Raw genomic sequence first — 22,386 nt, 5'->3', positions numbered from 1 at the left:
CGCATGGACAAAGTCTCGCAGGCCCCGCTGATTCTGATCACCGGCGGCAGTCGCGGAGTCGGCGCGGCCACCGCCCGACTCGCCGCAGCACAAGGCTACGACGTTGCCATCAGCTACGTCGCCAACGAGTCCGCTGCGCTGGCGGTGGTGGCCGATGTCGAAGCAATGGGTCGCAAAGGCCTCGCGGTGCGTGCTGACAGTTCTGACCCCGAGCAGGTTGCTGAACTGTTCTCGGCCATCGATCGCTCGTTCGGACGCATCGATGTTCTTGTGAATAACGCTGGCGTGCTGGCGAAGCAGTCACGCATGGAGGACCTGAGCTTCGAACGCATGCAACGCATCTTCGCGGTCAATGCTCTGGGACCGATCCTGTGCGCGCAGCAAGCGGTGAAGCGCATGGCTTATCGGCACGGCGGCACAGGTGGGGCAGTCATCAACGTTTCTTCTGCCTCGGCGCGCTTGGGCAGCCCCAATGAATACGTCGACTACGCAGCATCGAAAGGCGCGCTGGAAACCTTCACCATCGGCTTTGCCAAAGAAGTCGCGCGCGAGGGTATTCGGGTCAACTGCATTCGCCCGGGCCACATCTATACCGACATGCACGCCAGCGGCGGCGAGCCGGGGCGGGTGGATCGCGTGAAGGACTCGATCCCGATGGGCCGAGGCGGACAGCCGGAAGAGGTGGCGCGGGCCATCTTGTGGCTGGCCAGCGCGGAGGCCTCGTTTGTTACCGGGACTTTTCTGGATGTGACGGGTGGCAAGTAGTTCCTAGAGGCTATCGGGGTCGCCGAAGAACATCTGAATCCGCGACCTCAACCACCGCTCCCCCGGGTCGTTGTCCTGCGACCCGCGCCAGGCCATATGCAATTCAAAGGTCCGCGTAGGCAGTGGCGGGTCTTCAGCACGCAGACCGCCGGCCGCCGTCAGTGCCTCAGCTGTGTAATCCGGCACGGTCGCGACAATATCGGTGCCTGCCAGCAACGTGCCCAATCCGTTGAACTGCGGCACGGCCAGCACCACGTGCCGTTTGCGTCCGAGCTTTTCCAGTTCTTCATCGACAAAACCACTGAGGTCGCCTGCGAACGACACCAGTGCGTGCGGTCGGGCGCAGTAGTCGTCGAGGCTCAACGGCCCCGGTACTGTGTCGGCGCGCAGCAGCTTCGGTGCGCTGCGGCGCAGGACCTTGCGCTTGGCGTTCGCCGGCAGGTCGGTGGTGTAGCTGACGCCGATCGAAATCTCGCCGGAGGCCAGCAGGCCCGGCATCAATATGTAGTTGACCCGTCGCACCACGAGGACGATGCCTGGTGCTTCGGCGCGCAGGCGCTTGAGCAGCATCGGCAGCAGGGCGAATTCGACGTCGTCGGATAATCCAATGCGGAACACCGACGTGCTGGTCGCCGGATCGAAATCGGCGGCACGACTGACGGCGGTCGAGATCGAATCGAGGGCAGGCGAGAGCAGGGCGAAGATTTCCACCGCGCGCGCGGAGGGTTCCATGCTGCGGCCGGTGCGGACAAACAAGGGATCGTCAAACAGGCTGCGCAGGCGCGATAAAGCGGCACTGATAGCCGGTTGGCCGAGGAACAATTTTTCCGCGGCCCGGGTCACACTGCGTTCGTGCATCAATGTTTCGAACACGATCAGCAGGTTCAGGTCGACACGACGCAGGTCATTACGATTCATCTGGAGTCCTGGCAGAGTCATCAAACTTGACGAGGGCGGCCATATGAGAACAATGGCCGGCATGAATCTTACGGGGAAAGGCTGGTACTCTGCACCGGAAAATTCAGCTTTACTGCGACGGTGGCAGGCCTTTTTTCATGGAATTTGCCAATGCCGCCCTTGATGCGGAATCAATGACAGGCATGTCGACTATTAATAGCCACTGATGGTCTTGGGTCAAAAGCCCAGATAGAGTTCATGGCATTAGAGGTTACTTTGACGAGGTTTGCGATGTCCCGCACGATCCGTTTTCACAAGTTTGGTCCGGCCGAGGTGCTCAAATGCGAAGAGCATGCGGCTGCTCAGCCAGGTCCTGGCGAAGTGCAGGTGCGTGTCGAGGCAATCGGCATCAGTTGGTACGACACCCTGTGGCGCCAGAATCTGGCGTCGTCCCAGGCACGTCTGCCTTCGGGTCTCGGTCATGAAATGGCTGGGGTGGTTACTGCGGTGGGCGCTGATGTCGACGACCTGTCCGTCGGCGACAAGGTAGCCAGTTTTCCGGCTGAAAGTCCGAACGATTATCCGGTGTACGGCGAGTCGATCGTTCTGCCGCGCACCGCGCTGACCCGCTACCCGGATGTGCTCAGCCCGATCGAAGCGAGCGTGCATTACACGCCGCTGCTGATCGCCTACTTTGCCTATGCCGATCTGGCGCGGGTCAAACCCGGTCAATTTGCGCTGGTGACTGACGCCAGCCACTGCGCCGGCCCGTCGTTTGTCCAGCTTGGTAAAGCGCTGGGTGTGCGAGTGATCGCCGCGACCAAGTCGGCCGAGGAGCGCGAGTACCTGCTGTCCCTTGGTGCGGAGAAGGTCATCGTCACCGAAGAGGAAGATCTGTTGATGCGCATCAACAAGATCACCGACAACCGCGGCGTCGATGTGGTATTCGATGGTCTTGGCGGTCCGCAGATGTCGTTGCTCGGCGATGTGCTGGCGCCACGCGGCAGTCTGGTTCTGTACGGCCTGCAGGGCGGCAATCAGACTCCGTTCCCGGCGTGCGCAGCGTTCCAGAAGAACATCCAGTTCTTCGTGCACTGCATCGGCAACTTCACCGGCAAGCCGGAGCTGGGCATTGTCCAGGATCACGTCGCTCTGCAACGTGCTCTGCGTGACATCAACCAGTTGACCGCTGACCGCGTGCTCCTGCCGCTCAAGACTCGTGTATTCCCGTTCAACGAGTTCGTCGAAGCACATCGCTACATGGATGAATGCCCGTGCCGCGAGCGGGTCGCCCTGCAAGTCGAACCTGCGTAAGCCAGCTAAACAGAGTCCGTGGCCCCACGGACTCTTTTGTTTATTTTCCCGTCCCAAACCGATCCTGCCCGCCACGAAGCGTTGACCAATTCAGCAACTGAACTGGTTTTTGCTCCCCATCTGTATCTTCTAATCACACTATAAGCACTGATAATTGAATGATTACTTTCATCTCAAGGAATGAGCTATGGCTGTGCATTCAATTTGTCCAAGGCAATATCAAATGGCTGGCTCGGCTGGCTTCGTCAATTTCTGTTTAATTGCTGTAGGGCGTTTCGGAAGTTGCTTCTCCTTTTCTTGTAATGATTTGTCGTGGGACGTTGTGGGAAGTTTCCTCAGATCATTTGTGGATGGCAAAAGGTCAATGATTACGGGCGGTTGAGCGCCACGCTTGGCATCTGGGAGAATTTTTTCAGGTCAAGTGTTTCAAATAACTACAACTTTGTAAGTGTTAGCATTTCAGCGTCTATTACTTATTGATCCAATTGTCGCGCGCTCATTGTCATGTCTGCGCGGCATGAAACTTTTGATACCGGGTAAATACCGATGAGCACGATCCATGATCAGGCAATGAATTATGTCTATCAGCAAGTATTGCAGCGTCTGCTGAGTTTCTTTTCCCGAGCCGAGCGCACGGCATTGCAGTTGCTGATACAGCGCCTGGTGGTGGCCGCTGGCGGCATGGAAAACATCGGGCAGTTCAAGGTGCTGGTGCATCAGTCCGGCCTGCGTGACAGCTGTTACACCCTGGCCCTGCTTCGGGCGGCGCAACTGACCATTGCCGGCCGCGCCCCGGCGACTTTCCAGCTGCGCGTGGCCTCCCTGCGCTGGAATGGCGACAGCCCGGTCGCCCTGCAGAACCTGCATCGCAGCTACAGCGCGCTGTTTCTTTATGACGATCCGCGGGTCGAAGTGCTGATGGTCGATAACCGCGAGGTGCTGCCGTTCGACCATCGCACGCCTGTCAGCGATGAGGGGCGTGAGGCCAGTCGCGTCAATCTGCTGCTGGTCGGGCACTGTCGCACCTGGCTTGAAACCCCTGAATTATGGGATGAAGCCTATCTGGCGACGGCCGAGTACTACAGCCAGATTGCCCGTTGGAACAATGGTGTCGACGCCATGATCAGCACTGAAAACAAAGGCAGTCAGCAGCAATTTCTCGAGGGTCTGAACCGCGCCATGCAGCGTGTGGCGATAGCGGGGCCAGGCAACGTCAATGCCGGATTCGAAGCGCTGTTTCCTCTGCTCGACGGGCTTGGTGACAATTTCTATGGCGAGCTGCTCCCGGAAGGTGACCGCATTGCCTGGTGCCCCGAAGGCGAGTTCGAGGCCTGCCGACGTACCAGTTTTATCGACATCAACGACATGATGGTTGGCAAAATCGAAGATCGTTGGCTACTGCTGGGAGAATTTCTCGGTTATGAACCCGACGACCTGGCGCTGTACCAGGGCGAAGCGATTTTTGCTGACCCTTTGATCTCGGCACATGTGCGAGGTTTGTACGCCCGGTTCATCGAAGGGCGCGCCTATGAGGCGGGCATCGACGACTACGTCCGGCACACGCTGGCCGACATGCGGCGAAAGCAGGTTGCCGAGCCTGTCTGCGAGCACTTGCTGTCCAGCTACGACAACGCCGGCGGACCAGAGCAGCTGCGCACGCTTGCCGAGGATTACCTGAGCAATGGTTTCGGATTGAACGAAACGCAGTTGGCGTGCCTGTTGTTCGCACCATTCATCGACAGCGGCAAAGGCCTCGAGCGGTTCCTGCGCAACTGTCACCCCGGCATGCTCGTCGCCATGCCCGACCTGCACCGCGCCATGCAGGGCTTGCACGCGCCAGAGCAAGTGTTGAAGTGGCTGACGGAAGTCAGCGGTTTGCCGGTGAGGCTGGTGATCCGTCTCTACGCGATGGGCCCCGTACAGATTCAAGCACCCGCCGAATGCGTCTTGGAAGATGCGGGATCGGATGAGGTGGGTTCCGCCTCGCCATTCGAGCGGTCGACGGAACGCTGACCGTGAGCCAGGAGGTGGGTTGTGAACCGCTGTGTACAGGAACAAGGTTGTGAAAGGCGCGCGGGACAATGACTTCGTTTACCAAGCCGTTTATCGATATCTGACAATGCTGATTGATGATGCAGGGGGGAGCACCACGGTGCGCCTGCCATCGCTGCGTCAGCTGGCTGATCGGCTGAATGTATCCATCTCGACAGTGCAGTACGCCTATTCGCTTCTGGAGAAGGAGGGCCGGGTCTATTCCATAGCGAAATCCGGGTATTACGCGCAAGCGCTGTTCCATCTGGATGCGCCCGGCAACGGCAATGATTTGCTGGAGACCGTATACGTCAACGCCAGACGTCCCGGGATGTGTGTGTTGAGCGCCGACGAACCGGCCTCGCTGCAGCCGCTGGACAGTCCGTTGCTGACATTGGAGCGTGAGCTTTTGCGTCAATACCCGCGTCAGCTACAGACATTCGTACAGCCTTGCGGTGAGCTGGAATTGCGGGTTGCGCTGGCGGCTCGGTACACCAGCTCCACAGAGCATTTCTGGCACGCCGATGACATCTACATCGGAGCTGATCTGCGCGGGGTTCTGGAGATCCTGATTTCGGTCCTTGAATTGCGCCAGGCCACCGTGATCGTCGAATCGCCTTGCGACTGGGTGATATTGCGCCTGCTCGAATCGTCCGGCGTACGCGTGATCGAGTGGTCATTGCTGGCCGAAGGCGTGCTCGATCTGTCGACGCTGGAATCACTGTTGCAGAACGAGCCGGTGCGTTTGATTCTGTTGTCTTCGGTATTGAGCATGCCCCAAGGCAACGGCCTCACCCATGAAAATCAGCAGGCCACCGCTCAGTTGCTTAATCAACATGGCGTCTGGGTGCTGGAAAACGACTGCTACAGCGAGCTTGACGAGCGCAATGGTTCGCAGCGATTGCGAACCTGGCTTGATCCTGATCGCCTGCTGGTGTTTTCCACTTTCGAAAAATTCATCGGCGCTGAAGCGCCATTCGGTTTTGTCTTGTCGCGTCACTGGCGCGAGGCGTTGCAGCGCCATTTTCTGCTGCGCGCGTTTCGATTGTCACCCATTCGCCAAAAGGCCATTGCCCGGCTGTTGAATGGCGGGCGGCTTGATCAGCATTTATGCGTGTTGCGGCGAATGCTGGGCGAACGGCGGGCGGTGTTGATCCAGGTAATGCGCGAGCGTCTGGGCGATGCCCTGCATGTCATCGAGCCGCAGGGCGGGGCGACGGTGTGGGTGCGTTCGTTACGGCCGGTCGACATGGCTAACGTGTTCCACCGCCTGCTCAAGCAACAGATCATCGTGGCGCCCGGCGAGCTGTTCAGTCTGCAAGGGTTGCACTCGGATCATCTGCGTTTAAGCGCGTTGAACCACGGCGAGCGCGACTTGCCGAGTGTCATCGGCCTGCTCGGCGATGCCTTGCGCCTGTCGCCCAGTCAATAACGTTAAAAAACATCGGGCGAGTTTCGGATACATCCCGTCGCACAGTGGTCAAACTGCCAGTAAACTGCGCTGCATTTCCTGAACCACTCCGATTTCAGAGGTTTTTGCATGACACTCAGTCCTTTTGCGGGCAAACCGGCACCGGCAGAACTGTTGGTCGATATCCCGCGACTGGTTACGGCCTATTACACCGGCCAGCCTGATGCATCGATTTCTACCCAGCGAGTTGCGTTCGGCACTTCCGGCCACCGCGGCAGTTCGTTCGATTTGAGTTTCAACGAATGGCATGTTCTGGCCATCAGCCAGGCGATCTGCCTGTATCGCGAAGCCCAGGGCATCACCGGCCCGCTGTTCGTCGGCATCGACACCCATGCATTGTCGACCCCGGCCGGCGCCAGCGCGCTGGAAGTCCTCGCCGCCAACGGCGTCACCGTGATGATCGCCGAAGGCGATGAGTACACGCCGACCCCGGCAGTTTCCCACGCCATTCTCTGCTACAACCGCGGCCGTACCTCTGGCCTGGCGGACGGTATCGTCATCACGCCGTCGCACAACCCGCCACAGAGCGGTGGCTACAAATACAACCCAACCAACGGTGGCCCGGCCGATACCCACATCACCAAGTGGATCGAAGCCAAGGCCAACGAGCTGCTGGCGAACAAACTGGCCGGGGTCAAACGCATCAGCTACGAGCAAGCGCTCAAAGCCAGCACCACCCATCGTCACGATTACTTGAACACCTATGTCGCCGACCTGATCAACGTCATCGACTTCGATGCCATCCGCGACGCCAAGCTGCGTCTGGGTGTTGATCCGTTGGGCGGAGCAGGGGTGCGCTACTGGTCGGCCATCGCCGAACACTACCGTCTCGACCTGGAAGTGGTGAATAAACAGGTCGATTCAACGTTCCGTTTCATGACCGTCGATTGGGACGGCCAAATCCGTATGGACCCGTCGTCCAGCCACGCGATGCAGGGCCTGATCGGCCTGAAAGAGCGCTTCGACGTGGCGTTTGCCTGCGATCCTGACCACGACCGCCACGGCATCGTCACGCCGTCCGGTGGTTTGCTTGCGCCGAACAACTATCTGGCGGTATCCATCGACTACCTGTTCCAGAACCGTCCGCAATGGCGCGCTGATGCTGCTGTCGGCAAAACCGTGGTCAGCAGCGGTTTGATCGACCGCGTGGCCAAGCGCCTGGGCCGTCGCCTGTACGAAGTGCCGGTCGGTTTCAAATGGTTCGCCGATGGCCTGTTTGATGGCTCGCTGGGTTTTGGCGGTGAAGAGAGTGCTGGCGCTTCGTTCCTGCGCAAGGATGGCGGTGTATGGAGCACCGACAAGGATGGCCTGATTCCAGCCTTGCTCGCCGCCGAAATGACGGCGCGCACCGGACGCGATCCAAGCCAGGCCTACCGCGCCCTGACCGATGAACTGGGCGAACCGTTCTCGGTACGCGTCGATGCCAAGGCCAACCCTGAGCAGAAGGCATTGCTGAGCAAGCTGGCGCCGGAGCAGGTCACCTCGACCGAGCTGGCGGGCGAAAAGATCCAGAGCATCCTCAGCCACGCACCGGGCAACGATCAGGCCATTGGTGGTCTGAAAGTCATGACCGAGAACGGCTGGTTCGCCGCGCGTCCGTCGGGCACTGAGGATATCTACAAGATCTACGCCGAAAGCTTCCTCGGCGACGACCACCTCAAACAACTGGTGGCCGAAGCGCAAACTTTGGTGGATGGCGCCATTTCCAGCAAATAATGCGCACATGAAAAAGGGCAACCGTAATGGTTGCCCTTTTTTATTGCCTGCAGATCAAGCCAGGTCGACCAGTACGATCTCGCTGTCTTCAATCGCCGTGACCGTCAGCACTTGCTCGTGTGCCACCGCCACGCCGTCACGCGCTTGGGCACGCAAGCCATTGACTTCGATCACGCCGGTGGCCGGAACCAGATAGGCGCGACGCCCCTCGTCCAGTCGGTACTCAGCGGTTTCACCGGCCTTGATGTTCGCGGCGACCAGACGCGCATTGGCGCGAATGTGCAAGCTCTCATCGTCGCCGTCCTTGCCGCTGGCCAACGTCACAAAACCCTCACGCTCGCCTTTGGGAAACGGCTTGGCACCCCACGACGGCGGCGCACCGGTTTCGGTCGGCAGAATCCAGATCTGGAAGATCTTGGTTTCCTTGTCCTCCAGGTTGTACTCGCTGTGAGCGATGCCGGTGCCGGCGCTCATCACTTGTACGTCGCCCGCTTCGGTACGGCCCTTGTTGCCCAGATTGTCCCGGTGCGTGATGGCACCCTCTCGCACGTAAGTGATGATTTCCATGTCGCGGTGCGGATGCTGCGGGAAACCGGTGCCTGCAGCGATGATGTCATCGTTCCACACGCGCAGGTTGCCCCAGCTCATCCGCTGCGGATCGTAGTATTCGGCAAAGGAAAAGTGGTGATGCGCGTCCAGCCAGCCATGATGGGCGCCGCCCAGCGAGCTGAAGGGTCTGAGTTCAAGCATGATCGTCTCCTAATAAGGGTCGTCAGGGGGCGAGCCCCGTGGTTGATGACGACGATCATCTATCAGGCAATCATCGAAAAAAAGCGCAAAAACTGCCGCATCATGATCAGGTTATTTGATGGGAATGCGCCTCGAAATCGTCTCATCCGACTTTCAATTCGTCGCCTAAACCGATGACCTGTAAGCATTTCGCTAGAACTCATCAGCAAATCCAGACACCATAGCCGCCACAGCCTCACACCCTGGAGTCCGTCAGCGTGGCGCAACACACCCCCGATCTTCCCCCTGAACTTCGTCCACTGGCGGAGATGCCCTGGTTCAAACGTCTGGCCGCGCGATTCTTTGGTCACGGTCTGACCAAGCTGCGCGCCCAGCACCGGGCGTCGTGGCTGCACGGGCAAGCCGACGGATTTCGCAGTGGCCACACCGCTGGCGTCGAATACGGTTTCAAGGAGGGCAAGCTTGAGGGGTTGGAGGAAGGCCGCCAGGTTCTGCTCATTCGAGACAGCCGCAACACCGAGCATCGGCCGCCCAGCGTCGATAACAACCTGTTCGATGACTGGCGCCTGCCGCTGACGGCGGAACTGAAGAAGCGCATCAAAGCTGACGTCGCCCGTTTGCTTCCGGCCCACGCCCAGCCCAGCGCCGCGCAGTGGAAAATGATCTTCAGCGATACGCCGTCCACCTCGGTGGTGGCTGGTGCCGGCGCCGGCAAGTCGACCACGCTGGTGCTGCGCATTCTGTTGCTCAGCCATTATCTGGGTTTTGAGCTGGATTCGATGACCGTGGTGACCTTCACCCGCGAATCGCGTAAGGACTTCATCAACAAACTCATCGAAATCTTCACGCTGTGGGGCCAGCCGCTGAACCTCAAGCAGGCCCGCGAGCTGGTCAGAACCTTCCACTCACGCATTCTGCCGATGGTCCGCAGCCTGCCGGGTTTCGAGCGTTTGCAGGCCTTCGAGAACCTCAGCGATCGCCCGCAAAGCGGCGCAGAGGAGGTCGACTGCAATCCGTTTGACCTGCGGATCAATGACGCACAGCGCCAGCAACTTAATGCTTGTTATCACCGGCTGTTCACCGACGATGAGCGTTTCCGCCAGTTGATCCAGCCGCTGTCCCGCGCGGGTTTGCAATTAAAGGAACTGGAACGCGATCACCCCGATGTGCAGAAGCGCATGGCGGTCACCGAACTCGCAGCCAAGCGCGATGAAGAACTCTGCGATGTGATTGAGGATCTGTGGTTTCGCGCAGGGGCGTGGCCGATCAAAGGCATCGAACCGAATCGGCAGGCCTTCGAAATCAATGGTTCGAAGTTCCACGCTCACGGCTATATTCCCAGCCTCGATGCCTGGGTGGTGCTCGGCTTTGATCCCAGGGAAAACGCCCAGCTGACCCGACCCAACGCCAAGCTGAGTGTCCGTGCAGAGTGGGCCGTCAAGCGCACCCTGTTTCAAGCTTTCTGCCGTAAGCCATTGATATGGATGGATAGTTACGAGTCATCCAGGCGCGTTCTTGCGACGTTGGCCGGAGATGCCAGCGCCGGTCCAGGCTTCGATTACAAGGTCAAAGGCGAGCTGGCATCGGCGCCATTGCTGGATTGTTTTGTCGCCGCAGCAGGCTTTATCGAAAACCTCGGCCTGGATGTACCGGACGCGGTCAGTCGGATGAGCTTCGCCAAGGACGATCCCGATCGCTTTTTCTTTGAAGCCCTGAGCCTGTTCTGGCGCGCATTTGAAGATCACTTGCTGGATCAGAAGCCGCCAGTGATGACCTACAACCGCATGTTCGCGCTGTTCAGCGAGCACTCGCCGGAAAACCTCAAGCTGCTCAGCGATGAGTTGCTGCGGCCGATGGCGCATTTGATGATCGACGAATTCCAGGACGTCTCTCCGCAGATCGTTTCGTGGATTCGTGCCAGCCTCAATGAAATCCGCAGCCGTGGCCCGGCCATGCATGTCGGGCGAGGGGCGCAGCGGTCGTCGCTGCTGTGCGTCGGCGATGACTGGCAATCGATTTACGGCTGGCGCGGCAGTTCGCCGAGCTACTTCATGGAGTTCAACAAGGAATTCCCTTCACCGAGCACCACGCGGGTCATGCTCAGTGACAACTACCGCAGCCACCAGCACATCATCGACGCCGCCGAACATATTGTCCGTGCCGCTCCAGCGATAGCGGGCAAGAAGGCCAAGGCCAGTGGTGAGCCCAAGCCGCTTCACCCGGTCAACGTGCTTGAGCGTGATGATGAAGCATTGGGTCAGCGCCTGGCTGAGCATTACCGGCGCGGCGATTCAATCTTGATGCTTTATCGAAAAAGCAGCGATAAGTTATTGATAGAGAAGCATATTCAGCCTGTACTTAATGTAGATTCGAGCTTACCCTACGACGCGCGGCGGTTGAAACAACTGACCTATCACAGCGCCAAAGGCTTGCAGGCTGATGCGGTATTCCTGCTGGGTGATTGCCAGCATCTGACCAGTTCTCCATACAAGAATCAGGTCTATCGCATGGCCGGATTAGGCAAAGCCGGCGACAGCGAGCCATACGACACTGCACAAAAGGACGAAATCCTGCGCCTTGCCTACGTCGGTATCACACGCGCCGTCAGTCATTGCTACTGGTACGTCGAACCGCAGGAAACCCAAGCGGTAAACATGCCGCGGGCCTCGGATCGAGTTGCCAGGGGCAAGCCTTTCTTCGTCGATCATCGGATCGAAAAGGCCAGCGCCTGATCAATAAAAAGCCCGCATCACTGCGGGCTTTTTATTTTAAATCAGGCGCTTATGCGTAGTTCTTGAGAGATTCCGGAGGAGTGAAAGCTTCCAGCTCATCCTCGATGGCTTCGATGATTCGCTCGACGTCCGCCGCGTTCATCACCGTTGCGCAGGGAATGCCGGCGATGGCGATCATGGTTTCGCCGCTGGCACGATCAAACAGACGGGCGATCATGCTGCCCGGCGCATCCATCGTTGCCTCGAAACCCATTGGATGAAAATGCCAGCGCATCAGCTGGCAAGCGTTGGGGAAAGTGACCTTGCTGAACCCTTTATTCATGGTGTTGCCCGCCTGCTTCATCGAGCGCTTCCTTTTGCTCATGTTAGGTGGGAAGAGCCTTCATTGGCTCAACCAGTGCTTGAGCTTTAAAAGTAGCATCCGTGTGTGAAAAAACTGTGAGTTTTTTCAGTCCGTTTAGCGATTGATTCGCATTTTTTGATGTAAGTCACTGGCTCATCGATTATCGCCAAAACGCCACTATGGATTTTTCGTTGAAGCGGCAGAGGAAGTTGGGCAAGCTCGGTTCTTTTTCGCCGAGCCGCTTATGCACGCCGATGACGACGGCCCAGAACAGACCCAGGCCACGGCCGCCACGGTCATGCGCTATCACCTGAGCTGGAAACACCGGGATCTGGACAGCGTGATGGCGCTTTATCACGCCGATATCCAATACAACGATTTCTTTCAGAATCGCGTACTTGGTCTGAACGAGTTGCGCGGATACGTGCGCGTGAGCATGCCGCGAGAATCCGACGAACTGCTCGAGCATTGCGACCGAATCCGGGTGGACGGCAACACCGCGTTCATTCAGTACGAGGTGACCTTGCGCGGCGGCGATGGCCTGGTATCGTTTCGCTCCAGCGAAGCGATCACGGTCAAGGACGGTTTGATCTGGCGCGTCAACGAGTACGCCTCGCTGGTGCGTACGCAAGCCGACGGCAGTTCGGCACAGAGTCAGCGTCCGGCGGTCAGTCGGCTGGGTCTGTCACCGCGGCAACTGAGTTTCATGGCCGAAGACCTGCAGCAGTATTTTGAAAAGCAGCAGCCCTATCTGGACCCTGAGCTTGACCTGCAACGGGTGGCGAAGGAGTGCGGGTACAGCCGCAATCAGATTTCCTATCTGCTCAATCAGGTGCTGGGGCAAAGCTTCTATCGCTACGTCAATCAGGCGCGCCTGCAGCATTTGCTACGTGCGCTGGACAGCGCCACGCCGCCGTTACGTGTCGACGAGCTGGCGTTTGCCGCCGGCTTCAATTCGCTATCAGCGTTCTACAAATGTTTTCGCGAGCACACCGGCCAGTCGCCCAAGGCCTATGCCAAACAAATTTCTCTGCGGGCACGCGCGCAAGACATCCACTGAAGGCAGCCACTAGGATCGACGCCATCGAAAGTTTTCAATGGCGGAGTCTGGCATGTCGGCGTGGCGCACGATCAGTTTGTGGATGGATCAGCTCGATGAGCCGCTGCTGGCGCGGCCTGCGCTTGAGCGCGATCTGGACGTCGACGTGGCCATCATCGGCGCCGGTTACACCGGACTGTGGACGGCGTACTACCTGAAAAGACAGGCGCCCGGCCTGGATATCGCCATCGTCGAGGCGCAAACCGCCGGGTTCGGTGCTTCCGGGCGTAACGGCGGCTGGCTGATGGGTAATTTGCTGGGCGAGGATCGCTTGCTCGCAGGCTTATCGCCGCAGCAACGGCGGGCGTCGTTTGATTTGCTGCACAGCATCCCCGATGAAGTGGAGATCGTCCTCGAACGCGAAGGCATCGACTGCGATTACCGTAAGGGCGGGGTGCTTTATTGTGCTGCGCGCTATCCAGAGCAGGAAACCGTTCTGCGCGATTACCTGAGCAAGCTGCATGCCCAAGGTCTGACTGACGACGATTACCGCTGGCTCAGTCCCGAGCAGTTGGCCCAGCAGATCCGCGTGGCCAAGCCCTACGGCGGCATCTTCGCCCCCCATGTCGCGACCATTCACCCGGCGAAACTGGCGCGTGGCCTGGCGCGGACCGTGCAGAACATGGGCGTGAAAATCTACGAAAACAGTCCGGTCACCCACTGGCAGTCCGGCAGTCTGCGTACCGCCAAGGCCAGCGTGCGCAGCCGCTGGATCGTCCCGGCGGTAGAAGGGTATTCGGTGACGCTGCCGCCACTTGGCCGCTATCAGCTGCCGGTGCAAAGCCTGATCGTCGCCACCGAGCCGCTGTCCGCTGCGATCTGGGACGAAATCGGCCTCAATCGCGGCCAGGCCTTCAGTGAATTCAGCCGCCAGGTCACCTACGGCCAGCGCAGTGCCGACAATCGTCTGATCTTCGGCGCCCGTGGCGGTTATCAGTTCGCCGGCAAGCTGCGCCATGACTTCAACCTCACCCGCGATGAAGTCGAGTTGCGCCGCTATCTGTTCGGCGAACTGTTCCCGCAGCTGAAAAATGTGCAGATCACCCACGCCTGGGGCGGCAATCTCGGCATGTCGCGGCATTTCAAGCCGCACATGCTTTGCGACCGCGCCAACGGCATCGCGTTGTCCGGCGGATACGGCGGGGAGGGTGTTGGTGCCAGCAACCTCGGCGGACGCACCCTGGCGGATCTTATTTTGGAGCGCGACAGCGAACTGACCGAGCAACCGTGGGTGCTGCCCGACGGCGGCATTCACGCGCTGCGTGCCTGGGAGCCAGAGCCATGCCGCTGGCTCGGCTACAACGCGATCATCAAAAGTTTCGTGCACGAAGACCAGACCCTGGCCAATCCCGCGACCGCGCCCTGGCGGCGCAAGCTCGCCAGCCGGGTTGCCGGGTTCATGGAAGGTTTCATGCACTGAACGTCGTTTCCCTCAATAAACAGGTCACGCCATGAGCATCACCCACTTCAAGAACACCGCCACGCTTGAGCTCGAAGAATCCAACCCGGTCGCCGTGCCCCTCGGCGAACCCGTCGCAATTGCCTCGACCACCAGCGTCGAGCGCGACGACGGTGTCGAAACCGGCGTCTGGGAATGCACCCCGGGCCGCTGGCGGCGGCAGATCACCGCGCAGGAGTTCTGCCATTTCATTTCCGGGCGTTGCACGTTCACTCCTGACGGTGGCGGCGAAACCCTGCACATACAAGGCGGCGACGCACTGATGTTGCCAGCCAACAGGCTCGGGGTCTGGGATATCCAGGAAACCGTGCGCAAGAGCTACGTGCTGATTTTCTGATTGTTTGATCCTTTGATTGCCTGCCAACAAAAAAAGCCCATACAGGAATCGCCTCATGATCCAGAAAACCCTCGCATTGGCGCCGCTGCTGCTGCTGGCCGCTTCCGTCAGTCACGCGGCCGAGACGGTCAAGGTCTACAACTGGTCCGACTACATCGCCCCGGACACCACGAAGAACTTCCAGAAAGACACGGGCATCGGCGTCACTTATGACGTCTACGACAGCAACGAAACCCTCGACGGCAAGCTGATGACCGGCAAATCCGGTTACGACGTGGTTTTTCCGTCGAACCACTTCATGGCGCGGCAAATTCAGGGCGGGGCGCTGAAGAAACTCGACAAGAGTCAGTTGCCGAACTGGAAGAACCTCAACCCGGCGCTGCTCAAGGCCCTGCAAACCAACGACCCTGACAACGAGCACGGCTTCCCTTATCTGTGGGGCAGCACCGGTATCGGCTACAACATTGCCAAGGTCAAAGCGGTGCTGGGCGACAACGCGCCGGTGGATTCCTGGGATCTGATCTTCAAGCCCGAATACATGGAGAAACTGCAGAAGTGCGGCGTGGCGATCCTCGACAACGGCCCGGAATTGCTCCCTGCGGCGCTCAACTACCTGGGCCTGCCGCACCACAGCAAAAATCCCGAAGACTACAAGAAAGCCGAAGCGCTGCTGATGAAAGTGCGGCCTTACGTCAGCTACTTCCATTCCTCCAAGTACACCAGTGATTTGGCCAACGGCGACATCTGCGTAGCAGTAGGCTTTTCCGGCGACATCCTGCAAGCGGAGAACCGCGCCAAGGAAGCCAAGAACGGCGTCGAGATCGGTTATGCGATTCCCAAGGAAGGCGCGGCGATCTGGTTCGACATGGTCGCCATGCCCGCCGACGCACCAGACGAAAAGGCCGGCTACGCCTTCATGAATTACCTGCTGCGCCCCGATGTCATGGCCGGCATCACCAATTACGTGCATTACGCCAATGGCAACGAACAAGCCGACAAACTGATCGACCCGGCAATCAAGAACGACACCAAGGTTTACCCGAGCGCGGAAATGATGGGCAAACTGTTTGCGCTGGAAGCGATGCCGCTGAATATCGACCGGATCCGGACGCGGGTTTGGAACAAGATTCGGACGGGGAGTTGATCGAGGTCTTCCGGGCGCTAAAGCGCCCGGCGTTATAGCGTTAGCGAGAGTTAGCACGAAAAAACAGAGTTTGCACCTGTCATTGTTGACAGGTCCAGCTTCGCTGGAAATTGGATTTAATGCCTCGGCAGGAGGGCGAAATTCCGCCTTTCCTTACAGAGGATTTTTGATGATGAGCAATGAAAATGGTCTTGAAAATGTATTGAAGGGGGCGGTGACAAACCTTCGTAATGGTAAGGAATTAAAGTTCTTCGCCAGAGAAACCCATCGCGACGAGCAGGGAGGGACGCTCAGATTTCATGGCACGATGGTCGACCCGGAGGGCAATAGCAGCTTTCATCTTTCATCTATAGCAGTGAATCTCAGCAACAAGGCTGATGCCGGCACAGAGATTCCGCTCACGGACGCGCGAGTTCTTTTTGTGGCTTACACCCGCTCTGGGGCGACTACTGAACCCAGACATTTTTACGCAGACAAGGAAAAGCCGGGCTTTGTGACGCTCCAGCATTCAGGGGAGCGCATTAACGGTAAATTGCAATTCACCACTGAAGCCCTTGGAGGCGACAGCTACGAGGTCGACGTGATCTTTGACCAGGGTGGTCCTTCTCTATCTCAATAAATCGCTCTACAGGAATCGGTGAGTGCAACGAGGCTGCGATCTTTTGATTTTGATTTTTTGAAGATCAAGATCAAGAGATCGCAGCCTCGTTTCACTCGTCAGCTCCTACAGCTCCTACAGTTCGAATATCGCCGCGGAGTTGATATCAAAGCACTGGCACCCCTGACTGAAAGTGTGACTTGCCCAACAAATTCAAACTTACCGATATTTAATATTTAAATAGAAAATCGTCAGACAATTTCCACCCTCACCGCAACTAAAAACAATCTTTTCTCCCCGCACGCTTTGTTTACGGCAGTTTCCTGATATCACCAAATTGGATCGCAAAAAAACTCTTTACGACAGATTTCAAATTGTGTCAGGTTCGTTACGCCTCATTGGGCGAGTGATAGGACGATCTCGCCAAAGATCGTCCTGTCGGACAAAAACTGTTCCATTGCTAAACAAGGAAGTGTGTTTATGTCGAAAGTTAAAACCAATGCTGTTGATTCCGCCGAACAGGCTTTCCAACTGGCCGCGTTCAGCTCGGCGTACAACCAGATCAATAGCTTCAGCCATCAGTACGACCGTGGCGGCAACCTCACGGTCAATGGCAAACCCTCGTACACCGTCGACCAGGCGGCTACGCAATTGCTGCGTGACGGCGCTGCCTACCAGGACAAGGACGGCAGCGGCAAGATCGACCTCACCTATACGTTTCTGACTTCGGCCTCGAACAGCACGATGAACAAGCACGGCATCAGCGGGTTCAGTCAGTTCAGCGCGCAGCAGCAGGCGCAGGCCAAGCTCGCCATGCAGTCGTGGGCCGATGTGGCCAATGTCACCTTTACCGAGAAAGCCTCGGGCGGTGACGGGCACATGACCTTCGGTAACTACAGCGGTGGTCAGGATGGCGCTGCGGCGTTTGCCTATCTGCCGGGGACCGGCGCTGGTTATGACGGTACTTCGTGGTACCTGATCAACAGCGGTTACACGCAGAACAAGAACCCGGATCTGAACAACTACGGGCGTCAGACCCTGACCCACGAAATCGGCCATACCTTGGGCCTTGCTCACCCTGGCGACTACAACGCCGGCAATGGCAACCCGACTTACAACGACGCGACTTATGGCCAGGACACCCGTGGCTACAGCGTCATGAGTTACTGGAGCGAAAGCAACACCAACCAGAACTTCAGCAAGGGTGGCGTCGAAGCCTATTCGTCCGGCCCGCTGATGGACGACATCGCAGCCATCCAGAAACTCTACGGCGCCAACACCACCACCCGCACCGGCGACACCACCTACGGCTTCAACTCCAATGCCGGCCGCGATTTCCTCAGCGCGTCGTCGTCGAGCGACAAGGTGGTGTTCTCGGTCTGGGATGCCGGCGGCAAGGATACCCTGGACTTTTCCGGGTTTACCCAGAACCAGAAAATCAACCTCAATAGCGCTTCGTTCTCCGACGTTGGCGGCATGGTCGGCAACGTGTCGATCGCCAAGGGCGCAGTCATCGAGAACGCGATTGGTGGTTCGGGCAGTGATCTATTGATCGGTAACAGCGTGGCCAACGAACTGAAGGGTGGTGCCGGCAACGACATCCTCTTCGGCGCTGGCGGTGCCGACAAGCTGTGGGGCGGCGCCGGTTCGGACACTTTCGTGTTCGCCGCCAGCTCGGACTCCAAGCCGGGGGCGATCGATCAGATTCTCGATTTTGTCAGCGGTCTGGACAAAATCGACCTGACCGGCATCACCAACGGCGCGGGCCTGCACTTCGTCAACAGCTTCACCGGTTCTGCCGGCGACGCAGTGCTGACCTCGTCGGGCGGCAACAGCCTGTTGTCGGTGGATTTCTCCGGGCATGGCGTGGCTGACTTCATCGTCAGCACCGTTGGCCAGGCAGCGACCAGCGACATCGTGGCGTGATGTGAAAGGAAAGCGGCGCCTCGTGCGTCGCTTTCTTCGCTTGCATCGGCCTGATCGCTGGGCAAGGCTACAGACCGAAGTGAAATTTCCTATGAGTCGATACGTTTTCACCTACACCACGATGGCATGGCTGATGGCAGTCACGCTGATGATGACCGGAGCGACAAGCATGGCAAGCAGCCTCAGACTCGACGACCCCTCGGCATTTGCCGGGCGCTGGCAGGCCACTTTGACCGGTCACAGCGACACACCCGAAACGCGGTCGCTGCAAGACAAGCCCTCGAACACTTGCCTGGTCGAGCTTGCGCCGAACCAGACCTTGGGCGAGGGCACTGAATGTCTGGCCGCGTGGTTGGGCGAAGCGCCGATCAGTTGGTTTCCGGAGCCCGATGGCGTTGCCATCATCGGCGAGAAAGGTTCGAAAATTGCGTTTTTCAGCCGCCAGCGCGAGAGCGTATATACAAAAAACCTGGATGGCGGATTACTCATCACGCTAGAGCGTGCGGGGCAATAAGCAATGCCCAGAAAGTTGATAAGCACCAGTGATCATAAGTAATAAGCGACCACTGGTTAACTTGTTATGAAATTGTAAGCACTATTTGCAAGTCCTCTTCGGCAGGTAGGCGAAATATCAATGGAATGCTCGTCCGTAATGACGAGAACATGAATTCAGGAAGAATCAATGAAGATGGCGAAGTCTCCGGCCACCGCTCCGTTAATCAAGGCACTGGGTGACTACAAGAGCATCTTGATCAGCGTCGGTTGTTTTACGGCGTTGATCAACGTATTGATGCTGGTACCGTCGATCTACATGCTGCAAGTCTATGACCGGGTGCTCTCGTCGCAGAACGAAACCACCCTGGCAATGCTGTCGTTGATGGTGGTCGGATTCTTCGCTTTCATCGGCCTGCTGGAAGTGCTCCGCAGCTTTATCGTCATCCGCATCGGCAGCCAGTTGGAGCGTCGTTTCAACCTGCGGGTCTATCAAGCCGCGTTCGAGCGCAATCTGTTCAAGGGCGAAGGCAACGCCGGGCAGTCGCTGGGCGACCTGACCCACATTCGCCAGTTCGTCACCGGCCCGGCGCTGTTCGCCTTCTTCGACGCACCGTGGTTCCCGGTCTATCTGTTTGTCATCTACTTGTTCAATGTCTGGCTCGGCGTGCTGGCCACGGCGGGCGCGTTATTGCTGGTTGCACTGGCCTGCCTCAACGAATACATGACCAAAAAACCGCTGGGCGAAGCCGCCGGTTTTTCCCAGCAGTCGAGCCAGTTGGCTACCAGCCACTTGCACAACGCCGAAACCATTCAGGCGATGGGCATGCTCGGCTCGCTGCGCAAGCGCTGGTTCGGGGTGCATTCGCGCTTCCTCGGCTTGCAGAACCAGGCCAGCGACACCGGCGCGGTGATCAGTTCGCTGAGCAAGACCCTGCGCCTGTGCCTGCAATCCCTGGTGCTGGGCCTGGGCGCGTTGCTGGTGATCAAGGGCGACATGACGGCGGGGATGATGATCGCCGGTTCGATCCTGATGGGCCGCGTGCTGAGCCCGATCGACCAGCTGATCGCCGTTTGGAAGCAGTGGAGCGGGGCGAAGCTGGCTTACCGGCGTCTGGATGCGCTGTTGCAGGCGTTTCCGCCAAGCGACGAGGCGATGGCACTGCCGGCACCGAAAGGCCAGATCACCTTCGAACAAGTCAGCGCCGGCCCGCCTGGGCAGCGTGCGGCGACGCTGCATCTGGTCAATTTCAATCTGGGCGCTGGTGAAGTGCTCGGCGTGCTCGGCGCCTCCGGTTCCGGCAAGTCGACGCTGGCTCGGGTGCTGGTCGGCGTGTGGCCGGTTCTGGGCGGCACCGTGCGCCTCGACGGTGCCGATATTCACCGCTGGAACCGCGACCAGCTCGGCCCGTATATCGGTTATTTGCCGCAAGACATCGAGCTGTTCAGCGGCTCCATTGCCGAAAACATCGCGCGCTTCAGCGAAGCCGACCCGCAAAAAGTCGTAGCCGCCGCGCAGCAGGCCGGCGTTCACGAGATGATCCTGCGCCTGCCGCAAGGCTACGACACGCAACTGGGCGAGGACGGCAGCGGTTTGTCCGGTGGCCAGAAGCAACGCGTGGCCTTGGCCCGCGCGCTGTACGGCACGCCAAGTCTGGTGGTGCTGGATGAACCCAATTCCAATCTCGATACCGTCGGCGAAGCGGCACTGGCCAGCGCCATCGCGCAACTCAAGGCTCAGGGCACCACGGTGATTCTGGTCACCCATCGTTCTTCGGTGCTGGCTCAGGCTGACAAATTGCTCGTGCTCAACGACGGCCGTTTGCAGGCGTTCGGCCCGAGTCAGGATGTGCTCAAGGCACTTTCCGGTCAGCACGAACAGCAACGTGAAAAAGCCGCACAAACACCGGGCGGGCTCAGCATGAGCCGGCAGTATCAGCCCTCGACAAGGAATTCGGGTGTATGAGCAGCGCCAGCATGAACACTGAAAGCGAAGCGAACATGGAACACGCCTACCTCACCGAGCGCCCGGAACGCGACGCGAAATTCTTCGCGCGCATGGGCTGGATTCTGGCCATCGTCGGCGCTGGCAGTTTCTTCACCTGGGCGGCGCTGGCGCCGCTGGATCAGGGCATTCCAGTGCAGGGCACCGTGGTGGTGTCGGGCAAACGCAAGGCTGTGCAGTCGATGAGCAGCGGCGTGGTCAGCCGGATTCTGGTGCGCGAAGGCCAGATCGTGAAGCAGGGCCAGCCACTGTTCCGCCTCGATCAGACGCAGGTCGCCGCCGATGTGCAATCGCTGCAGGCGCAGTACCGCATGGCTTGGGCCAGCCTCGCGCGCTGGCAGGCCGAGCGCGACAACCTCAAACAAGTGATCTTTCCGCCTGAATTGAGCAACGACCCGGACCCGCGCCTGGCGCTGGTGCTGGAAGGCCAGCGGCAACTGTTCAGCAGCCGCCGCGAAGCGTTCTCCCGGGAGCAAGCGGCACTGCGCGCCAACATCGAAGGCGCCACTGCACAACTGGCCGGCATGCGCCGCGCGCGCAGCGACCTCAATGCTCAGGCCAGTTCCTTGCAGCAACAATTGAGCAATCTGCAACCGCTGGCCGACAACGGCTACATCCCGCGCAACCGCTTGATGGACTACCAGCGGCAACTGTCGCAAGTGCAGCAACAACTGGCAGAAAACACCGGTGAAAGCGGGCGCGTGGAGCAGGGCATCCTTGAGTCGCGCCTGAAGTTGCAGCAGCACGGCGAGGAATATCAGAAGGAAGTGCGTACGCAACTGGCCGACGCACAGCTGAAAAGCGTCACCTTGTCCGAGCAACTGACCTCCGCCGGTTTTGACCTGCAACACAGCGAAATCCTCGCCACCGCCGATGGCGTGGCAGTCAACCTCGGTGTGCACACCGAAGGCGCTGTGGTGCGTCAGGGCGAAACCTTGCTGGAGATCGTTCCGCAGGGCACCACCCTGGAAGTGGAAGGGCACTTGCCGACCAACCTGATCGACAAGGTCGGCACGCATTTGCCGGTGGACATCCTGTTCACCGCGTTCAACCAGAGCAAAACCCCGCGTGTGCCCGGCGAAGTCAGCCTGATCTCCGCCGACCAGATGGTCGATGAGAAAACCGGTATGCCGTATTACGTGTTGCGCAGCAGCGTCAGCGATCAGGCCATGGAAAAGCTCAACGGCCTGGTGATCAAACCCGGCATGCCGGCGGAAATGTTCGTGCGCACCGGTGAGCGTTCACTCCTCAACTACCTGTTCAAACCGCTGCTCGATCGCGCCGGTTCTGCGTTGACCGAGGAATAA

General features: G+C 58.9%; 18 protein-coding genes. 15 read left to right on the top strand and 3 right to left on the bottom strand.

Annotated elements, in window-relative coordinates; all coding sequences use genetic code 11:
• Positions 1-3 precede the first annotated feature (3 nt).
• The gene (locus PspCFBP13508_RS03660) at positions 4-765 is read left to right on the top strand and encodes an SDR family oxidoreductase (RefSeq protein ID WP_137213684.1); all 762 of its coding nucleotides are present in this window, start codon (positions 4-6) and stop codon (positions 763-765) included.
• A 3-nt stretch (positions 766-768) separates the two neighbouring features.
• On the opposite strand, the gene PspCFBP13508_RS03655 is transcribed toward PspCFBP13508_RS03660, so the two are convergent.
• Positions 769-1,683: a LysR family transcriptional regulator gene (locus PspCFBP13508_RS03655; protein ID WP_016774850.1), complete on the bottom strand. Its 915-nt coding sequence runs from the start codon at positions 1,681-1,683 to the stop codon at positions 769-771.
• A gap of 270 nt (positions 1,684-1,953) precedes the next feature.
• Between PspCFBP13508_RS03655 and PspCFBP13508_RS03650 the strand changes: the two genes are divergently transcribed.
• From PspCFBP13508_RS03650 to pgm, 4 genes are all read left to right on the top strand, one after another.
• Complete coding sequence (locus tag PspCFBP13508_RS03650) at positions 1,954-2,976, top strand: zinc-dependent alcohol dehydrogenase family protein (protein WP_064362651.1); 1,023 nt, start codon at positions 1,954-1,956, stop codon at positions 2,974-2,976.
• A gap of 546 nt (positions 2,977-3,522) precedes the next feature.
• Complete coding sequence (locus PspCFBP13508_RS03645) at positions 3,523-4,989, top strand: hypothetical protein (protein ID WP_137213683.1); 1,467 nt, start codon at positions 3,523-3,525, stop codon at positions 4,987-4,989.
• Positions 4,990-5,038: 49 nt separating this feature from the next.
• Positions 5,039-6,439, top strand: coding sequence for a PLP-dependent aminotransferase family protein (locus PspCFBP13508_RS03640; protein ID WP_137213682.1), 1,401 nt, complete (start codon positions 5,039-5,041; stop codon positions 6,437-6,439).
• A gap of 108 nt (positions 6,440-6,547) precedes the next feature.
• Positions 6,548-8,194: a phosphoglucomutase (alpha-D-glucose-1,6-bisphosphate-dependent) gene (gene pgm, locus PspCFBP13508_RS03635; protein ID WP_095180093.1), complete on the top strand. Its 1,647-nt coding sequence runs from the start codon at positions 6,548-6,550 to the stop codon at positions 8,192-8,194.
• 54 nt (positions 8,195-8,248) lie between these two features.
• On the opposite strand, the gene PspCFBP13508_RS03630 is transcribed toward pgm, so the two are convergent.
• Positions 8,249-8,944: a pirin family protein gene (locus PspCFBP13508_RS03630; protein ID WP_137213681.1), complete on the bottom strand. Its 696-nt coding sequence runs from the start codon at positions 8,942-8,944 to the stop codon at positions 8,249-8,251.
• 257 nt (positions 8,945-9,201) lie between these two features.
• On the opposite strand from PspCFBP13508_RS03630, the gene PspCFBP13508_RS03625 reads away from it, so the two are divergent.
• Positions 9,202-11,676, top strand: coding sequence for a UvrD-helicase domain-containing protein (locus PspCFBP13508_RS03625; RefSeq protein ID WP_137213680.1), 2,475 nt, complete (start codon positions 9,202-9,204; stop codon positions 11,674-11,676).
• Between the two features lie 49 nt (positions 11,677-11,725).
• Here the strand turns inward: PspCFBP13508_RS03625 and PspCFBP13508_RS03620 are convergent, their stop codons facing one another.
• The gene (locus tag PspCFBP13508_RS03620) at positions 11,726-11,998 is read right to left on the bottom strand and encodes a DUF1652 domain-containing protein (RefSeq protein WP_039761582.1); all 273 of its coding nucleotides are present in this window, start codon (positions 11,996-11,998) and stop codon (positions 11,726-11,728) included.
• Positions 11,999-12,263: 265 nt separating this feature from the next.
• Between PspCFBP13508_RS03620 and PspCFBP13508_RS03615 the strand changes: the two genes are divergently transcribed.
• The 9 genes from PspCFBP13508_RS03615 to PspCFBP13508_RS03575 all read left to right on the top strand — a co-directional run bounded on the left by PspCFBP13508_RS03615 (position 12,264) and on the right by PspCFBP13508_RS03575 (position 22,386).
• A complete protein-coding gene (locus PspCFBP13508_RS03615; RefSeq protein WP_137213679.1) occupies positions 12,264-13,079 on the top strand; it encodes a nuclear transport factor 2 family protein in 816 nt (271 codons plus the stop codon).
• Between the two features lie 52 nt (positions 13,080-13,131).
• Complete coding sequence (locus PspCFBP13508_RS03610; protein WP_130912415.1) at positions 13,132-14,538, top strand: FAD-dependent oxidoreductase; 1,407 nt, start codon at positions 13,132-13,134, stop codon at positions 14,536-14,538.
• A gap of 31 nt (positions 14,539-14,569) precedes the next feature.
• Positions 14,570-14,914 carry a cupin domain-containing protein gene (locus tag PspCFBP13508_RS03605; protein WP_137213678.1) on the top strand — a complete coding sequence of 115 codons (345 nt, stop codon included), beginning with the start codon at positions 14,570-14,572 and terminating at the stop codon, positions 14,912-14,914.
• Positions 14,915-14,969: 55 nt separating this feature from the next.
• Entirely contained in the window at positions 14,970-16,058 is a 1,089-nt protein-coding gene (locus PspCFBP13508_RS03600; protein ID WP_137213677.1) for a polyamine ABC transporter substrate-binding protein, read from the top strand.
• A gap of 169 nt (positions 16,059-16,227) precedes the next feature.
• Positions 16,228-16,677: a hypothetical protein gene (locus tag PspCFBP13508_RS03595; RefSeq protein ID WP_137213676.1), complete on the top strand. Its 450-nt coding sequence runs from the start codon at positions 16,228-16,230 to the stop codon at positions 16,675-16,677.
• Positions 16,678-17,136: 459 nt separating this feature from the next.
• Positions 17,137-18,582, top strand: a complete 1,446-nt coding sequence (locus PspCFBP13508_RS03590) for a serralysin family metalloprotease (protein WP_130912418.1) — start codon at positions 17,137-17,139, stop codon at positions 18,580-18,582.
• A 22-nt stretch (positions 18,583-18,604) separates the two neighbouring features.
• A complete protein-coding gene (locus PspCFBP13508_RS03585) occupies positions 18,605-19,096 on the top strand; it encodes an AprI/Inh family metalloprotease inhibitor (protein WP_343287056.1) in 492 nt (163 codons plus the stop codon).
• Between the two features lie 168 nt (positions 19,097-19,264).
• Complete coding sequence (locus tag PspCFBP13508_RS03580; RefSeq protein ID WP_137213675.1) at positions 19,265-21,040, top strand: type I secretion system permease/ATPase; 1,776 nt, start codon at positions 19,265-19,267, stop codon at positions 21,038-21,040.
• On the top strand, positions 21,037-22,386 hold the full coding sequence (locus PspCFBP13508_RS03575; RefSeq protein ID WP_137213674.1) for an HlyD family type I secretion periplasmic adaptor subunit: 1,350 nt from the start codon (positions 21,037-21,039) through the stop codon (positions 22,384-22,386). Before PspCFBP13508_RS03580 ends, PspCFBP13508_RS03575 begins: the two co-directional genes overlap by 4 nt.

The organism is Pseudomonas sp. CFBP13508, assembly GCF_005233515.1.
GTDB lineage: Bacteria > Pseudomonadota > Gammaproteobacteria > Pseudomonadales > Pseudomonadaceae > Aquipseudomonas > Aquipseudomonas mercuritolerans.
Note: the sequence above shows the minus strand (reverse complement) of the source record. Positions and strands in the feature narration are given on the sequence as shown.

Coding starts and splice junctions, on each gene's coding strand:
- pgm (WP_095180093.1), top strand. CDS start 6,548: ATGACACTCAGTCCTTTTGCGGGCAAACCGGCACCGGCAGAACTGTTG.
- PspCFBP13508_RS03630 (WP_137213681.1), bottom strand. CDS start 8,944: ATGCTTGAACTCAGACCCTTCAGCTCGCTGGGCGGCGCCCATCATGGC.
- PspCFBP13508_RS03590 (WP_130912418.1), top strand. CDS start 17,137: ATGTCGAAAGTTAAAACCAATGCTGTTGATTCCGCCGAACAGGCTTTC.
- PspCFBP13508_RS03615 (WP_137213679.1), top strand. CDS start 12,264: ATGCACGCCGATGACGACGGCCCAGAACAGACCCAGGCCACGGCCGCC.
- PspCFBP13508_RS03660 (WP_137213684.1), top strand. CDS start 4: ATGGACAAAGTCTCGCAGGCCCCGCTGATTCTGATCACCGGCGGCAGT.
- PspCFBP13508_RS03610 (WP_130912415.1), top strand. CDS start 13,132: ATGTCGGCGTGGCGCACGATCAGTTTGTGGATGGATCAGCTCGATGAG.
- PspCFBP13508_RS03620 (WP_039761582.1), bottom strand. CDS start 11,998: ATGAATAAAGGGTTCAGCAAGGTCACTTTCCCCAACGCTTGCCAGCTG.
- PspCFBP13508_RS03600 (WP_137213677.1), top strand. CDS start 14,970: ATGATCCAGAAAACCCTCGCATTGGCGCCGCTGCTGCTGCTGGCCGCT.
- PspCFBP13508_RS03645 (WP_137213683.1), top strand. CDS start 3,523: ATGAGCACGATCCATGATCAGGCAATGAATTATGTCTATCAGCAAGTA.
- PspCFBP13508_RS03650 (WP_064362651.1), top strand. CDS start 1,954: ATGTCCCGCACGATCCGTTTTCACAAGTTTGGTCCGGCCGAGGTGCTC.
- PspCFBP13508_RS03605 (WP_137213678.1), top strand. CDS start 14,570: ATGAGCATCACCCACTTCAAGAACACCGCCACGCTTGAGCTCGAAGAA.
- PspCFBP13508_RS03580 (WP_137213675.1), top strand. CDS start 19,265: ATGAAGATGGCGAAGTCTCCGGCCACCGCTCCGTTAATCAAGGCACTG.
- PspCFBP13508_RS03595 (WP_137213676.1), top strand. CDS start 16,228: ATGATGAGCAATGAAAATGGTCTTGAAAATGTATTGAAGGGGGCGGTG.
- PspCFBP13508_RS03575 (WP_137213674.1), top strand. CDS start 21,037: ATGAGCAGCGCCAGCATGAACACTGAAAGCGAAGCGAACATGGAACAC.
- PspCFBP13508_RS03655 (WP_016774850.1), bottom strand. CDS start 1,683: ATGAATCGTAATGACCTGCGTCGTGTCGACCTGAACCTGCTGATCGTG.